The sequence below is a fragment of the Fundidesulfovibrio soli genome, assembly GCF_022808695.1.
Taxonomy (GTDB): domain Bacteria; phylum Desulfobacterota; class Desulfovibrionia; order Desulfovibrionales; family Desulfovibrionaceae; genus Fundidesulfovibrio; species Fundidesulfovibrio soli.
This window is the reverse complement of sequence record NZ_JAKZKW010000001.1, coordinates 708,600-724,738: the sequence shown is the minus strand read 5'-3', so window position 1 is coordinate 724,738 and position 16,139 is coordinate 708,600. Positions and strand designations below refer to the sequence as shown.

15 protein-coding genes and 2 pseudogenes are annotated in these 16,139 nt (G+C 45.6%); 2 read left to right on the top strand and 15 right to left on the bottom strand.

What is annotated here, in order from left to right; genetic code table 11:
- The first annotated feature begins 121 nt into the window (after window positions 1–121).
- On the top strand, window positions 122–457 hold the full coding sequence (locus MLE18_RS03330) for a hypothetical protein (protein WP_243367375.1): 336 nt from the start codon (window positions 122–124) through the stop codon (window positions 455–457).
- A 463-nt stretch (window positions 458–920) separates the two neighbouring features.
- On the opposite strand, the gene MLE18_RS03325 is transcribed toward MLE18_RS03330, so the two are convergent.
- The 4 genes from MLE18_RS03325 to MLE18_RS03310 all read right to left on the bottom strand — a co-directional run bounded on the left by MLE18_RS03325 (window position 921) and on the right by MLE18_RS03310 (window position 4,745).
- On the bottom strand, window positions 921–1,385 hold the full coding sequence (locus MLE18_RS03325) for a hypothetical protein (RefSeq protein ID WP_243367372.1): 465 nt from the start codon (window positions 1,383–1,385) through the stop codon (window positions 921–923).
- A gap of 237 nt (window positions 1,386–1,622) precedes the next feature.
- Window positions 1,623–2,297: a hypothetical protein gene (locus tag MLE18_RS03320; protein WP_243367370.1), complete on the bottom strand. Its 675-nt coding sequence runs from the start codon at window positions 2,295–2,297 to the stop codon at window positions 1,623–1,625.
- 494 nt (window positions 2,298–2,791) lie between these two features.
- The gene (locus MLE18_RS03315; RefSeq protein WP_243367368.1) at window positions 2,792–3,850 is read right to left on the bottom strand and encodes a hypothetical protein; all 1,059 of its coding nucleotides are present in this window, start codon (window positions 3,848–3,850) and stop codon (window positions 2,792–2,794) included.
- A 436-nt stretch (window positions 3,851–4,286) separates the two neighbouring features.
- On the bottom strand, window positions 4,287–4,745 hold the full coding sequence (locus MLE18_RS03310; protein WP_243367366.1) for a hypothetical protein: 459 nt from the start codon (window positions 4,743–4,745) through the stop codon (window positions 4,287–4,289).
- A gap of 1,050 nt (window positions 4,746–5,795) precedes the next feature.
- Here MLE18_RS03310 and MLE18_RS03305 point away from each other — a divergent pair.
- Complete coding sequence (locus MLE18_RS03305; RefSeq protein ID WP_336605558.1) at window positions 5,796–6,050, top strand: ATP-binding protein; 255 nt, start codon at window positions 5,796–5,798, stop codon at window positions 6,048–6,050.
- A gap of 126 nt (window positions 6,051–6,176) precedes the next feature.
- Here the strand turns inward: MLE18_RS03305 and MLE18_RS03300 are convergent.
- From MLE18_RS03300 to MLE18_RS03250, 11 genes and pseudogenes are all read right to left on the bottom strand, one after another.
- A pseudogene (locus tag MLE18_RS03300) lies at window positions 6,177–6,278 on the bottom strand (IS1595 family transposase); the annotation flags it as partial.
- A gap of 67 nt (window positions 6,279–6,345) precedes the next feature.
- On the bottom strand, window positions 6,346–8,181 hold the full coding sequence (locus MLE18_RS03295) for a hypothetical protein (RefSeq protein WP_243367364.1): 1,836 nt from the start codon (window positions 8,179–8,181) through the stop codon (window positions 6,346–6,348).
- A 46-nt stretch (window positions 8,182–8,227) separates the two neighbouring features.
- Window positions 8,228–8,657: pseudogene (locus MLE18_RS03290) on the bottom strand (transposase); the annotation flags it as partial.
- A 318-nt stretch (window positions 8,658–8,975) separates the two neighbouring features.
- Window positions 8,976–10,193, bottom strand: a complete 1,218-nt coding sequence (locus tag MLE18_RS03285; RefSeq protein ID WP_243367362.1) for an IS256 family transposase — start codon at window positions 10,191–10,193, stop codon at window positions 8,976–8,978.
- A 72-nt stretch (window positions 10,194–10,265) separates the two neighbouring features.
- Window positions 10,266–11,513, bottom strand: coding sequence for an MBL fold metallo-hydrolase (locus MLE18_RS03280; protein WP_243367360.1), 1,248 nt, complete (start codon window positions 11,511–11,513; stop codon window positions 10,266–10,268).
- Window positions 11,514–11,522: 9 nt separating this feature from the next.
- Window positions 11,523–12,497, bottom strand: coding sequence for a hypothetical protein (locus tag MLE18_RS03275; RefSeq protein ID WP_243367358.1), 975 nt, complete (start codon window positions 12,495–12,497; stop codon window positions 11,523–11,525).
- A 59-nt stretch (window positions 12,498–12,556) separates the two neighbouring features.
- Window positions 12,557–13,480: an ATP-binding protein gene (locus tag MLE18_RS03270; protein ID WP_243367356.1), complete on the bottom strand. Its 924-nt coding sequence runs from the start codon at window positions 13,478–13,480 to the stop codon at window positions 12,557–12,559.
- Between the two features lie 12 nt (window positions 13,481–13,492).
- Window positions 13,493–14,374 (bottom strand): PD-(D/E)XK nuclease family protein, encoded by an 882-nt coding sequence (locus tag MLE18_RS03265; protein WP_243367354.1) that lies wholly within the window; start codon window positions 14,372–14,374, stop codon window positions 13,493–13,495.
- Between the two features lie 105 nt (window positions 14,375–14,479).
- Complete coding sequence (locus tag MLE18_RS03260; protein WP_243367352.1) at window positions 14,480–15,388, bottom strand: DUF3150 domain-containing protein; 909 nt, start codon at window positions 15,386–15,388, stop codon at window positions 14,480–14,482.
- Window positions 15,389–15,413: 25 nt separating this feature from the next.
- The gene (locus MLE18_RS03255) at window positions 15,414–15,614 is read right to left on the bottom strand and encodes a DUF2997 domain-containing protein (protein WP_243367350.1); all 201 of its coding nucleotides are present in this window, start codon (window positions 15,612–15,614) and stop codon (window positions 15,414–15,416) included.
- A 94-nt stretch (window positions 15,615–15,708) separates the two neighbouring features.
- Window positions 15,709–16,131 carry a DUF1257 domain-containing protein gene (locus MLE18_RS03250; protein ID WP_243367348.1) on the bottom strand — a complete coding sequence of 141 codons (423 nt, stop codon included), beginning with the start codon at window positions 16,129–16,131 and terminating at the stop codon, window positions 15,709–15,711.
- Window positions 16,132–16,139: the final 8 nt, after the last annotated feature.

Sequence of the window (16,139 nt, the reverse complement as noted above, 5' to 3'; positions counted from 1 at the left end):
ACCAAAATCGTCGACTTTTTAAAATAAATTTCCGCAATCCTCAGGCAAGCATATTGACATATTGTGAATTAGTATAGAGATAAGACTTCGTGCTTAATGCACATAAAAAGGAGTCAAAAATATGCCCGCTAAAAAAGGTGAGAGAATCGAACCTAAGTACGACGGCGAAAAGCTTCACGCTCTGATCAATGAAGGGAAGAACGAAAAAGAGATCATGGTCGCTTTGGGTGTTCTTTCTAAGCCCACGCTGAAGAACCACCTCATGAAGCTCATGCAGGAGAAGAAAGTATACCTGGAGATCCCCGGTGCCACCACGAGGACCAGGTCGTCATCCCCGGTCTACAAGAAGGGCAGGATCGTCCTCAGCGCCAACATGCTGGCTGGGATGGCATTCGAGGAAGGGCAGAAGTTCACCGTGAAGAAGACTGAGGATGGACTGAAGCTGAAGCTCGCCTAGTATTATCTGGATCGATTGTTCGCGCTTGGGCCGGGGCAAATTTTGCTCTGGCCCTTTAATTTCTGAACAGAATTATACGCCTGCCTTGCTGACCTGCTCGGCTATTTTCGGACCAACCGAAACTTGAGAAGAAGACTCCCACTGTCACAGACAAAAAGGGAGCCATGAGGAAGTCACGATTTCGGAAGAGTAGATGGTGGGCATCCCACATGAAGCTGACTGCAATCAGGTGCCCCAAGTGAATAAGCGCCATGGACGCGCGTACAAGAAATCTTAGGTTGAAATCACGTTGGCTTCGGTAATTGCAGGCCGATCCGTATCGGATAATGCATTGGGCGGGATAAGTTTCTTCGTCACGTAAAAGTTGAAATGCAATGTTGATGTCGAATGATCATATATACAACAGAGAAATCCTTGAAAATAGCCTTACGTACATGGCCATGACAAAAAACATTGACCTTGCTTAAAGATTGTATTCAAAATTAGCCCATTCAACAATCTCAGTAGGTACATCACAACCACTGCATTCAATTGACCTGTCGATAGCATGAGAACTTTGATAAATAAAAAGATTAAATGTGGTCTCAAAAGAATTGCCACATTCTGTACATTGGCCAGAATAGGTCCAACCCCTCCACAAAGAATGTTTCTCGACGGCTGGTTCTGGAGGGGATTCGGTAATTCTTGGAGAACTTGTCTTTGAAATTTCCATGATAGATACTGGGCCGAACAATGAAACAACATGTTCAAGGCAAGAGAGTGTTTCAGCTCGAGCTAAAGCCAAACGCTTTTCAAAGACCCTTTTAGAATAACTTGCCATGCTATGTACTTGTTCAAACCCAATTGAACATTCACTCTTGATAAAATTATCTGAAGAAACTTGATTCAGCGTACCGCAAGACTCACAAAATATTTTTTGAAATTCCATGATGCTTACCCCTTGAAATTTATATGTAACCAATCCAATATATTTCAAGAAGTTTTCCCGGTGAATCCATTAAGTTATGGCAATTAAACAAGTCATAATAAGCAAAACACATATCATAACGGCGACCATACAGATTAATGTTTGCGCAATAACAATTTCAAACTCAAAAATTTTGTACTTGCGATGCATGGATGAATATAAAATATCTAAATTCAGTATATTTGCAGAGTGGTCTTGCTATAAAACTTGAATCTCGATGGTTTCAGCATGGAAAACACCTTCAGCAGTTCCAAGCAACCTTCCGCGAGTGTCAAATCGCACTCCCACACAGTTAGACAACCACAAAGTATACCCAGTGATTTCGCCAAAACCGCGAATTGATCCTCCGTGCCGTATGTAGTGTTTGCTAATTATTCTAAATGTCTTCAAATACAATTTTTTCAACCTTCCCACACGGTACGATACAAAATGAATAAAGCGAGCTGCTACAGCCCCAGTGACAGCGGCTATTAATATTTGGTTTGGTCTTGTTTGGGCAGTGCTGACAAATATCACTGGGAATTGATTCAATTCGATATCAGTTTGTATCTTCAGAGACTTGACTAGGTCAAAAACAATGCTAGATTTAAAATTTGTATCTGCGTCGAGAAGAATTTGTACCAGCTTGTTGTAGCGCTTATAAAATAGAGGATTAACTTGCAGCCTGCACGTGTCTGGGCCGTCAGGGTATACACTTACCAGCCCAACATTTCTATAGTATACCGTGAATACACTTTTTCTTTCTAAAAAATGTAGGTCACACTGTGCCCGAACAATTTGCTTCAGATTGTCAATAATATCAAGCGGCGCTATAAGTGAATCTGACTTTTCGACAAGTTTAGGCGCGCCAGATCCAGTTGCAAAAATGTTCATACAATTTCGATCCTTTTTGAGTCGCAATTGCAAACAAAACAACGCAAGTCTTCATTAAAACTAAGATAAAAGATTGAAGTGAATCAGGTTGCAATAGATCTTATAACTTGGCGCAATTACTTCCTGTGTCTACCTCCTGGTCCAAATTGACAGCCATTTCCGTTCAGATGGGAGCCACAATAAATACACCTTCCTCCACCATGACCGTGTTCATGCCTTCCGCAAGGACCATGCCCACACGCATTCCCATATTGCCCAGACCCACAATAAATACACATCGAATCATCGTAATCATGCTCATGCACATGTTTAGGGCCAATCGAACAATAGCCGTAGCCAATTTGGCCACAATATTGACACGCCATAATCACCTCCAGCATTGAATTATTATGACAAGACATATAAATCAGTACTGGCGGCGCAAGTAGTGTATGAACTCTCATTCCTTGAAAATTTATGAAAATTAAGCACTGCCGGACTTTGGTTTATGTTTACTACAAATAATTTAAAGCGTCTACCAAGCTGAAGATGGTTGACAATATGTTTTCAGCATTAAAATTTTCATTTTCAGGGCCAATTTCCTCAAATTTTGTATCAAGCGCACGGGAGATGATGTCCATTATGAACCTGCATTCTGGACATTCAAGGTGATGGTGCCTAGAATATATATAATTATGGACTACACCATTCTGATCGACTCCCACAACGCTTTCAGGATATTTCTCCATATTGCCGAGGCACAGGACTGCTTCTCCCCTGTCACTCCGTTTTATGTCCATGACGACCTTTCCTACATGCGATCTAAGTGTTGACAACAATATATTTTGGGCTCCTACATTTTTTACCCCTTCAACAAACTTCCGGAGCGATCTGTCACACTCCCGGAATCGACTACAAACAGCCTCCTCGTTCGCATAAGTTTGGTTGCATACCAGAAATTCATCGGCAAACTCAAAGAATGAAGCGCTAATGGCCTGAAATTGGCAATTTCCTGCCGCCACTTTATTTGCCAATCGAACTTTTCTTGCAATCTCATGGCTATATCCATTAGTAACAACAACATACCTCATGGGCAAACCAGTAAGCATCGCATCGCAAAAATTTGTACTCATTTTTTTATATCTTAAGCGAGTTGAATTGTTTTTGCGGAAACTTTTTGTCTGCAGATCTTTGTTTATCACTTTCAATCTCAGCTCAGCCCCCAGCACTGGATTATCATCTATCTCATCTATCACTTTAGATACTGTATTAAGCAAATCCAATTTAACTTCACTTTCACTGTCTTTTACCACGCTAAAGGCGGTTAATATGCCATCACTATCAATATATAAGCTCACCTTGTGCGCGTCTAGATCTTCTACAATAAATTTTTTCCCATCCTGGAGATTCACCCTTTTGAAGCAGTTAAGTACAGAGCCAAAATGCAACCCAGCTATCATCCGTAATGAAATGCTCTCGAACAGGTGGGGAGGAAGGGCCACACTCTCTTCAAGATCTTTCGTTTCCTGTAGGGTTGAAATTCTAACCAATCTTGCTTTATGAAACGTATTCATTTTATTCTCATTTGCCTGGAAATTTTAGCATCTTTTGGCATTAATTTTCTTTATTGGGACTACGCGCTGACATATACAACGACTGCAAGCCACAACGCCAATATTGTGGAAAAAATATTCAACACTTTCCTGGAACAATATTCAGGATCTTCTTTTAGATGGTTATAGCAAAATACTATTCCTAAGGCTCCTGACAGTGCAACAACAAACAAAAGAACCTGAACTATAAAAGTCAGCCTAGCCATCATTATTTTAACAAAACTAGATCCAACGAAAATGTAGTTTCCAGAATTTACCCAATTTTCCACTTTGTGCCTTACGATCCGATATCCATACACGAAATTTATTGCAAAGTACCCAATCAGAAACAATTGAATCATTCTCGTCCTCCGATCGACTTTTTAAATTTTGTCTACTATTTTTTGTCGTGACTTATTCACTCTATTACAATTAATATTGAATCACTCTTTAGAGCGTCCCAACGTTTCTCAAGATAGCATTTTATGTCTCTGATTCCTTTGCAATTCTTTAGACACTCTTCTGCGATTGCTTCACAAAAATCATATCTATAATTTTCTGCAAAATAATAATTTAATACTTCACGTATCACAATTGATAGTACAGATTTCTTACATTGGCACATTGGGGCTGCAATTTTACTTAAAATTTTATCTGCTTCTAGTTCGTATTCATGAATAATATCATTAATTTCAAATCCTGCTTTGATAGCCACCCTAATGCCGATGGGGTCAAAGCCCAGAAGCACAATATTAACGATATCTATACTTGCCTTTACGGAGACGATTTCTCCTTCATGCATGTTAACCATTTGCAAGCCCCATTTCTTGTTAAATTTATCAAATTTTGTTTCATTCGTACGATTGATATTTCGCACCTGTACAAATTCCGGCTGTGATTTGCATTTTGATCCCGGTTCCAACCTAAATCCCCTCACTGACCGTCAGGATGGGCTAGCTTGAACTTTTGAACTGACCGATCGCAAAGCTCAAAATGACTGACTCCAACTAGGTATTCACTTCAGCCTCGGAGAAATAAACACCAAAACAGAACTATATTCATGCGAACATCCTAACTGCCTGTAATTACATTCAATAATATTTTCAATCAGATTCAGTTTTCTACTTCTGAGGATTCTTCCATCAGGTTGAGTTCGGCACGGATTTGGTATTTGGATGAAGAGAGCCATGCGCAGAATCATTGGCCCTATGAAAACCGGCATAATAGTTATAAATTGCAACGGCATAAATTATGTCTTGTTTTGAAATTTCATATGTATATTATCAATTGTTTCTGAAATTTATTTTATATTGCTTTTACATATAGCTTTTGACTACAATTGCAACAATTTTTCCGATTCAGCGACAATTCAATTTGAGCATCCTCCGCTAGGGGGGCGTCGGCTTTTTCCCCAGTTAACGATGGTAGCTGTCAACGCCGGTTGACATGATGACGGATGCGCAGGTGAGAAAGCTGAAGAAAGAGAAAACCTAGACGAGGCATACCTGGATAGCCGCGTTAAAATCCGTTATTACGAGCCGCAATACAGTGGAAAAATACCTCAAGGACGGCGGACTTGCCGCGGAGTCGAAATAACCTCAGGACTGGCGTACCCGGCCTGATTCATTCAGTAACACTGCCCAAAGATCGAAACATGTCTCCAAACAGGCCGGCTCTTGAGCACCGGACTACTTTTGAGGATTTGTTGGAACGGATCCCTGGCAAGTACAAAGAAGACCGGCTTCGGACCTTGCAACGTTGGGTGAAGGAGTGGCGTGGTAAGAGCTTCTTAACCTAGGCGCTTGGACACATGGCCGTACGTCGTGGTCATGACAGGCAGTTCACTTCCCACGCAAAGATCCTCGGACTGATGTCTGCTGTTAGAGTCGTGGGGAACTATGACTGAAAACAGGCCCATCTTGCCAAGATTGAGCTGTTCATCATCGTCGACTCCGGCCTGAAACCCTTCAAGACCTCAGAGGATGAAGATTTCCATGATCTGATCGCGGAACGGTACAAGATCTGCCCGACGATCATCACCAGCAATCTGGGCTTCTCCGAATGGGGAGAAGCCTTCAACTACAAGCTCTTGGGGGCCGTGCCCCTGGATCGCTTGCGGCACGGAGCATTGAGGTGGTCCTCTAAGGTCAGAGCTTCCGAAGCACAAAGGAAGAGGCTATGATCAAAAACAGCATTGCCGGTGCAGGGGAAAACAACCAGATTTTCAATATGTTTGAAGCCCGGGAATGCTGCCAAGTGGCCTTATTTGGGGCAGACATGTGTGGCGCCATTAGAGCGATCTATGACAAATTTGCGAGGCACCCAGTTCAATGGCAAAAAGCTTCGCAATTTGGCGAAAGTTGGCCTCAGAAATTTTGGAACGATTCGCGAACTTATTAACGCTTGTCATGACTTGATCCTAGCGCGATTTCGCTCTGCTGTTTTGGTCATGACCCTTCGAGAATTTATTCTCAAAATCAAGAATTAGACTTTACCAAAACGCCAGCTATGTCGGTGAATAATGCACGCGTATCATAATCGCTTAATTCAATACTATTCTTATAGCACTTGACAAATGAGAAACTGGAATTCGCATTAGATTTTTCAAACACAAACGCGACTATATCATCGCCCTCTCCGACGCCAACCACATAAGACGATTTAAATATCTCCAGAAATGGTCCTTTTTCAAAAAGTGAAAAAACATCAGAGTAGGTAAACGTGCTCTGCTCAAACCTGATCTTATAAAGCTCAGGGGGTATGTTGGCGGCATCCATTCTCTCGCATTTCACCTCTTTGTTCGAGACGAAGCTACTTAAGTCGCCAGGGATGAAGCAATTATTATTTTCCTGGTATTTAATGGCATAAAGCCGCAAAAACAATTCAATCTCATCAGTCATATTGGATGTTTTGCCAAGTAATTTACTCGCCAAATACTGAACGTTAACCTTGATAAACAAACTGATTGAGATCAAGCAGTCCATGTCCACGGCACTTGTCGCATTGGCATCGTTTATATATTGATTTGCCAATGACGCCTTGCTTTCGCACGCTGCGATTTCGTTGTCAATATTTGAAAACCATAACCTTCTAGCCATGAAAACAGCCGGCACAATGAAAAATATCAAGAGATACCACCATGCAGAGTTACCGATTTGGACAAAGTAGACAGTTAGCGCCGTCAAAATAGCTCCCAAGTAAAGAGGCACGTATGACGCCGTTGTTCTTTTATCCGTAAGGGATTCGACTCGTGTAGCCATATCAGAGACTTTCTTGTTGCTGTCAAAATACATTTCAAAGTCTGGTGTATTTATGTTGCCTTCGAGATTTTTAGATGCAACGTTCAAAAACGCCTTGACGTTCAATAGCTGTAGATTGACATCGTCCAAGCTTTGTTTGTCGCAGCTCAAAGGGTTTGCCCCAATAAAATAATATTCTTTGTTTATTTGTAGCAAAAGCTTGTAAACAGAAAAGCAAGTTGAACCAAATTCTTCAATGAATTGTTTGTTGACAATGCATTTCAAAATATCAGCAGCTATGCCATGTTCACCATTGAGAAACAAAAAAATCAATGCCCTGACAGTATTGTTTTCAAATATTTCCGGACGTTCTGTGTAAGCGGCCTCGACGAACGAAGTATGTCTCATGAGAATTGCGGCATATAAAAGCGTATTAATTTTATCCTCAAATTGCTCAAACACTACAGACACATTCTCAGGCGTTGTGAAAACGACAATTATCTGCACTAAGCTTTCAGTTAAAATCAATTCGGATGCTAGCCGCGCTCCCAAGTCATGCCGCCCAATAAAGAGGCACGCACAATACAAAAATTCAATATCGCACTCCTTATACAATTGAAATAAATCTTGACCGGGTTTGTCAATCTCGGCCTGCTCTAGAGCAACCCCTAAAAGCATGATACCGCTGGCCCTGTCTTTTAGTATATCATCAATATTATTGCGTATCCATTCAACGCAATCACTTTTCAATCCACATGCGTACGAAACTACATACAGAGGCTTTTCGTCAATCTTAAGCGCAAGATTCAATTCCTTAACATGCAGCAGCTCTCTTGCATCATCAATGCGGCGCTCTTTCAGATAAAATAAAAAGCGTCTATATGTTTCCACGAGCTCACGCATTTCAGCCCTTTCAATCCGTTCATCCTCAGCCTCTTTCGCTCGTGCGTGCATATCATATATTTCTTCAGCAAAACTTCCGATTGCTGAAGCCATTATGCTCCCAACTGACTCAACCTTATTTTCGAGAGAATTCAAATATGCGAGCATTATTTTATTCTCATCCTTATCCATTGGTTAACTCCATAGAGTAAAGAATTTATTTATTTTAGAATCATGATTAGAACAGAGGCCTAGCCCAAACGAGTTTCAGGAGGGCCTTGTAAAAGTCTTGCCCCCTGTGAATAAACAGAAATTCGCATTCCTTCCAATGCCAGAGGAACGGGTGTTTTATCATGCCTCTAAACCTGGTCAGCCTAGTCTTCGCGTACCCCCAAAAGCTCTCTATCCCATTCGAGCGTTGGCGAATTCATTTTCCCCGTGCTTCACTCGAAAATGCTTTTGGTATCCTAGGCCCACCAAGCCCCAGTATCCTCGCCACCCATCTGAATGACACTTTCGAGACTCACTCAGCCACGGATGACTGCCTAGAGAGTCGCTCAACTGCAATTGGGCACGATCTCCGTATATACTTTCCCTTAACGCATGAACATACCGAAAACAATGGTTTTACAGCCAGATCCCCGTCCGTGCTGACCTTTAATACGGCGCACCTTTTCTTCGCCGATCCTCCTGCGTAAATAGACGAGGTCCGAAGGATTGCATGGAAACTTCCACTGGAAACGGGTTTCCCGGAGAAGGCCCGAATGGGCCTCGTTTTTGGATAACACAGCGCCGCTTCAAAGAAATCAGAGATCTTGCCCCTAGGGATGGCAGAGGAAATACTCTTAAAACCAAACAAGGTTTGCAATGATTGACAAAAGTATCTTTGAAACACGAGAGTTAACGGAGATAGGCTTGGGCCGCACCAAGTCGCATGGGGCCTGGGGAGTGTCCCATTTTCTGTGTAAACCACCTTGGTTGATGGTTTAGCAGAGGTAAGCCTGCAGCCTGTCCTGGAAGAAGATGGACAGCTGGGCCATGATCTCCGGCCAGTTCCAGGTTCTCACTCTCCACCGCTTCGTGGCCTCTCCTACTGCCAGGTAAAGAGCCTTGAAGAGCGCTGTCTCCGTGGGAAATACACTTTTCCCTTTCACGGTCTTCCTGACCCGGCTGTTCAAGCTCTCGATGGGATTCGTCGTGTAGATGAGCCGTCTGACCTCTTCGGGATATTTGAAGAAGGTCGCCAGTTCTGTCCAGTTCCTTTTCCACGACATGACCACGTGCGGGTATTTCCTGCCCCATGCCTGCTCGAACTCGGCCAGGGCCATGAGGCCAGCTTCCTCCGTGGGAGCCGTGTAAACCGCCCGTAGGCTGGTGGCTACGACCTTTCTGTCCTTCCAGGCCACGTGAAAGAGCGAATTCCTGACCTGGTGAACGAGGCAGCGCTGGATCTCGGCATGCGGATAGACGGCGCCTATGGCCTCGGGAAAACCGGCTAGGCCATCCACGGCGAAAATCAGCACGTCGCTCACGCCTCGATTCTTGAACTCGTTCAGCACTCCCAACCAATACTTTGCCGACTCGGTTTGGCCGAGCCAGATTCCCAGGCACTCCTTGTTGCCAGCGAGGTCAATCCCGACCATCAGGTAAGCGGCCACGTTCTTGACCCGACCGTCCACCCGTAGTTTGAGAAAGAGGGCGTCCATGAAGACAATCGCGTAGACAGACTGGAGGGGCCGATGCTGCCATTCCTTGGCCTTATCCAAAATCGAGTCGGTAATCCGGCTTACCGTCTCCGGCGAGATCTCGTGGTTGTAGATTTCCTTGATATGATGCTGGATGTCCCTGGTGCTCATCCCTTTGGCGTACATCGACAGGATGTTGTCCTCGAAACCGCCAATGTCCTTCTGCCGCTTCTTCACAATGACGGGCGCGAACTCGGCTTTTCGATCCCTGGGGACATCAATCTCGATGGGGCCGAGCTTGGAGGCTAGCTCTTTCTGGCTGAAACCATTTCGGTAATTGTCCGTGGAAGTGTCGGACTTCTGGTACCTGTCGTAACCCAGGAAGCCGGTCATCTCGGCTCCCATGGCGGTTTCGACCACATCCTTGATCATCGAACGCAGGACAACGTTCAGGTCGTCCAGACAGGTGATCTCTCCCTCGAGCACCCGTCGAGCCAGTTCGTCTCGGTTGATCAGCACGAAAACCTCCTGGGACTTTCGCCCCTTATCGGAGGTTCACACAGAAAACGTTACAGGCCCCGGGGCCTGGCCTCAAATTATGAGTTGTTCTCCATCACGAATTTTAGTAATCGAAGGAAAGTCATCCATATCATATCTCCAGGCAGCTCCATGTACAGGTATCAATTTCTTCGCGTTTATATACCTAGCAAACTCGCCTAGATTCGCAGATGAAGCATGGCCACTCGTATGTATGTGTGTTGATGGAGTTTTAGATTTTTCGAACCAATCCTTTATTTTTTGCCCGTGACCTTTATCGAGATAACCGCTCCACATGGACCAGCTCCACACTTCATTTGGATCTGGGGTGACACCAGCAGCTGCGTAGTCTTCGATTAGCGACGATCTAGTCATCACAACCCATTTGTCGGGCGTCATGGCTAGTTTATTGGCAGATATCCCATACTTGACCATTCGCTCAGTCACTTCTTCACGCCCTCTTCTTCGATAGAAGCGGGACAGATTTTTCGTGACAACCACCTTCAGGTTTGGCCACCCAGGTCTCGGGATTTTCGCATGCTCCCCTAACAGCTCAAGCACCTCGGCAGTGTAGGTGTCGACAACAAGTGTCCGCCCTGTTTTCTTGCAGGCTCGATAAAGCGTGACTGTGCGGTCCGCGTTCTGACCTGACCAAGCAACGAATACACGGCCTGGTGTACGGTTGAAGAGGCCGACAAAATCTTCCTCAAGGTCAGACTCACTTTTGCACGGTTTATCGCTTCCGAGATTTGTCCCCTCCATGACCAGCACGTCGATGTCTGTAGGAGGATTGCGCATCAACCGTTCGACAAGGGTAGCTTTTCGTCCGTGATTCCTGAAATCTCCGGAGTAGAGAATTCGTTTTCCGGCAACCTCAACCAGAAGCATGTATGCGTCAAAGGCCGAGTGATCCGTCAGAAGAGGTGTGACCTTGAAAGGCCCAACCACAAATGGTTGGTCACTTTTCCAGGTCGAGAAAGAACGATCAATCGGCTCGTGCATTATCTCGGAGGACAATTTGATGAGCTTGGCGGTTGCTTCTCCACAAAAAACGGGCAAGTTTTTGGGCAACGCTTGGAGAAGGCCGTAGTGGTCTTGATGGGCGTGTGAGAGGAGCACACCACTAATAGGCCTGTAGAGGCCGAGAGTGTCTGGAAGTTTCACCTCCGAATCTTCAGGGACATCAAGAGGTTTGCCAACATCCAGGATGAGTCGATCCCCTTGTGATGTTGAAATCTCTATGCAATTGCCACCAATTGCGGATGCTGAACGGTGGACAGTGAGGCCGACTTGACGTGTCAATTTTTCACCTCATTTTTCTTCAAAAGCAGAGGTATAGCCGAGAAGTATTTTTTTGAAATGAAACCCAAACTTATTTTCTTTATTTGGAGCATAGTACTTTTCTATCTCTGAAAACCGCTTGTGAAATGCGTTGCTTGCAATGTAGCAAACAAAATCGCCATCCTCTTTTACATTGGACTTGAAGGGCCCCCTGAGATTGTCGATAAAACTTTTTTTGTGAATTAGCACAAACAGCGCATAATCAAGAATTTGAGCCATACATTCCATTTTTTTGTCGTTAAGCTTGAATTCTATTATTGATAACTGCCCGTACTTGTTTATGGTGACAAAATCTATAAAATATGTCGGCAAAATCCTGTTGGCCTGAGCTTTCTCGCCAGCAAAAGCTCCAGTGGAAAATTCTCGTGCAATTGGATATTTTTTTTTCTTCAAGTTGAAAAAATCTGGTCCAAAAATAGCGAGGCGCTCATTTGTATTGTGTCCTTCCCTTTGCGCAGCTAGTGAGCTAGCAAAAAGAAATGTTTGAAAATCTTTTTCTGTGCGACCGTTCTCCTTGTTGTCGCCTGGATCATTGTAGTCTACTCTAATAATTTCGTTACTTTCTCTTTCAAGCCCATTGCTCAATTCAATTTTATTGCCATATGCAGACATAAAATCAAGTTCCCACCCATTGTTCTCAGCCAAGTAAAAAAGCCTTCTACCTAGAGACCTCATATTGCATACGTTGTCTTCTTCATAGTTGAACTTGACGCAAATTTTGCCGACGTTCTTATTTGTTTCACACTCTAGGGCACTAACGAAATACATAAACCAAGGGTCGAGCGTTCGAAATCCAGTGACATTCGGCTTGCTATCTACGTTGCAAATTGCCTCTAACTTATCAACGCCGACAATATTGGCATCGTAGCTATAGTTTGCAGGGTAGGTGCCTGAAACGCCGCGCCCATTTCCATTGTAATTAGACACAAAATCTTGGATAGTCATAACTCTCCCCACAAATAAAAGGGCCGATCTCTCGGCCCGATAATAGTGTTTATATCAAATTAAGCCGCCAGCTTTCTATCCCGAAGGATGTCGGCAAACTGGGACATCTTCTCCTCACGCGCCAGACACTGCTTGAGCATAGTGATCTGCTCAGTGGTCTGGCTGGCATTGATTTCGTCCATCCCTGAAACCCCGTACCGCTCACAAATGTAAGCGGTATATTCGTCTTGGAGATCGTCGATGCCGAGGTGGCCGAAGGTCTCCATCAAGGTTTTCAATCCAGGCTTCTCAACCGTTTCAGTCGAAATTCCCGAACCTTCTAGCCATTCCAATACTTTTTTGCCTGTCTCGGGAGTCGGCGTCAAGCGTGAGCTATCGAACAGGCCGGTTCGGTCTTTCGATGCTGTTGCGACATGACCCTCAATCGAGAGATCCATGACCACAGTGAATTCATACTCCAGGCCATCTCGCTGAATGGGGGCGAGGCCCACTTTTGAGACCTTGGTCTTTCCGCTTTCGGTAGTGACCTCATAACCGGTCTTGGTGCGCATGGTCACGATGACATGACAGGTGCTGGCCAGGATCGCGTCTACCAGTTGGTTGTGGACCGGGGTAACCTCACGCCATGCATCGAACGAATTCCGTACGGCCTTGGCGGTACGGTCATGGATCGTAAGAATTCCACCGTCTCCAGCCCATGCATGTGAGAGTGAATCGATGATGAGCACGTCGTACCCAGCATCTTCTGCCGCTTTAATGCCTTCAAGGAACTTCTTGGGCTCAAAAGGTGGATCAATCCTGAGCACGTCATAGTCAACGATGTTGGCGTAGAGAGCACCGGAGCCACGCTCTGTATCTATCATCGCGATGCGGCCACCGAGGCCTTTGGCAATCTGGAGGGACGAGTAGGTTTTGCCACTACCAGCAGGACCAGTAAGGGCAAGGCGGAGCTTTGCACTTTCGCGTGTAGCTTTCTTGAACATGGCAATAACCTCCTATGCCGCCTGATCGTGCGGGTTCAAAGTTGGTGACAACTGCTGATAGGCAACTACGTCCTTGGTCATCTGGTAGAATTCCCAGGCGTATTCGCCAAGCATATTGACAGCGGTCTGCTTGTCACCATGACAGAGGGATTTGTAGGAGCACCAACCGCATTGCATTCCGGGATTCTTCCAGAAATGACCGAGCTTGATTGATGCTGCCACCTGACGACATGTTGTGACAATGTTTTCAAATTCGTCCAGACCAAGAACTGCCTTGTCATAGGTAATCTTGGGTTCCTTGGTACGGATAAGGTTCAGGAATGCGACCTCGACAGGCCTGGCATCCCAGTAGTCAGGATACGCCAGCAGGTATGCATACAGGGCCAATTCTGACGAAATGGCAGCCATTTTCATGGATGGTGTGCGCCCCACGGTCTTGATGTCGATGACAGCAGGGCCGGATTCGGTTTCTGAAACCAAATCAATAAGACCGCGTATGGTGATGCTGTCCCAGACCTCGCCGGTGAACGGATGGGTCAGGGGCACTTGGATATCTTTCTCGACGGCCAAGATAGGCATGGGGCCGATCAGCTCGAGAAATTTTATGGAGTCCGATAGGCACCGTGTCTGAGCATGTTGGTAGTCTTCGATGGTATCGTAGCCGCAGGTCTCGAAAGGCGTGGATTCCCAGAACCGCATATTTGCGACCGGGAGCACGTCCTCGATGGCGTCACGGTACATGAGACCCGACTCGACCAGGTGATGAATGGCGCGGCCTTCAATGAGGGCGGGATCATCCCGTAGCGGTTTCAGCCGCAGGCCATATCTCAGTCGGAATTTCTCCGGGCAGGAGATGTAAGCCATGAGCTTCGTCTTCGAGAGAGTAAGTGGCATGGGTATATCCTCGCTTTCTGTTGTTCCAGAAAATGGAACGGGAGGCAGCCGGTTTGGCCACCTCCCTGTTTTTAGGATGCGATGTCTGACAGAAATGGTCAGTCTTCACGCTGCGTTTGGAAGTGACCCCCTATCGACGGAATCCAACAGGATGCGTCGCCGGGGCATTTCCTCAATGGCAGCATCAATGGCGGTTTTGAGCGCGCTGAAGTCGTGAGTGACCTTCTGACGGAGAACCTCGTTGTATTGAACACCGTAGGGATTTCCGTTCAGAGTCTTGACCAGACCTCGGGCCTCATCGACCAGTTTTGCCAGGGTTTCGTCCTGGAAGAGATTTCTGTCAGCAAAGCCGTCCAGAAATTCGTTGATGCGGTTGGACATGTTGGATCGGATGATCTTGGGCTTGTCGCCGCCGGTGATCTTTTCGGAAAGATGGGTGATGATCTCCCCGAATTCTTCACGCAATGCAGCAACAGCCAATTCACGTGTCTCGGTCATTAAGTCCTGGAACTTCTGTTTCTCCTTCTGATAAATTTCTGGAGAGAGGAACGAAGCCTTGGACGGAACATCAAGCACGATAAAAGACCATGCAAAGCGGAACTTCGATTTGATGTCCTGTGGGTAATCTGTCTCAGAGAATAGTTCTCCAAGAGCAGACTTGGCCTCAGAACATGCTTCATCGTAAAATGTCGCGAATGTATCAACCTTGGACCAGAATTCATTTTTGAACTGTTCCATCCTGTTGTCGATTTCGTCGATAGAGTCCTTGGGCACGAGATGCAGACCTGCCAAAGGGAATGGCAGCGCATAGCGGGACAGAAGTTTCCGTGATTGCTGAATGGTCGTTTTGATAGGACCGAGAAGTTCTGGGTTGACGAGCAATTTCTTGCCTTTCAACCAATCAGGAGAACTGCCCAGGTCGCCCAAAAGGCTCTGGTTGATGTTCTTCGCACCGATCCAGCAGCTGGTAGCCAACTGGACCAGACAGGCTCTTTTGAACGTGTCGTTGCTCATGATGAAATGCTCCTTCGGGCTTTTGTCAGCCGCATAGGTTGATGTGCTTTTTCATCTCGATCTTGTCTTTCTGATAGAACGTCGCGGTAAGATGCTGAGATAGTTCTCGGCCAAGCAGGTCTTTCAGAAATTTACTTTCTTCAAGACACACTGGACCTTTGAAACCTTTGGTTTGAATCTGGACTTCCCCAGAATCATCAATGTCCACAACAATTTGTTTCTGCATAGGCAAAACACCTTCTTCTCCATACGTGAGATCACGGGTGGACGGGTAAAAGGACGTGGGGCCGAAGAGTTAGAAGCGATGTCGGAACTGGTATTTAGGCGGTGAGGATCAAGCGGATTCCAGAGGCTGTCTTCTTTTCGATAACGCGGTAATTGCGTCTTCGAGCCTCTTGTATGGTGCGTTCAGCACCGTAGGCTTGCTTGAGTTTTCCACCACCGTCGCCGATGGCGTTCTTGAGACTGGTATCCCAGAAGTCGGCGAGCAGCAGGAACTTTGTACCTTGCTGGACCACGCCGATTTCGTAGGATGCATTGGGAATGTGGATCGCATGATGGCACTTCCCCAGGTCTTGCTGGGTGATGCCTTCAGGGAGCGGGTATCTGTCTGGAGAGACCAAGCGCCCATACCAGATGTACGAGCGTTGATTCTCGCGGAATTCGAAACCGAGTCGCTGACATGCCTGCTTGAGGCAGACTATGTCATTGATCGTGATCTCAATCTTGGAAACATGCGACATGAGACCTC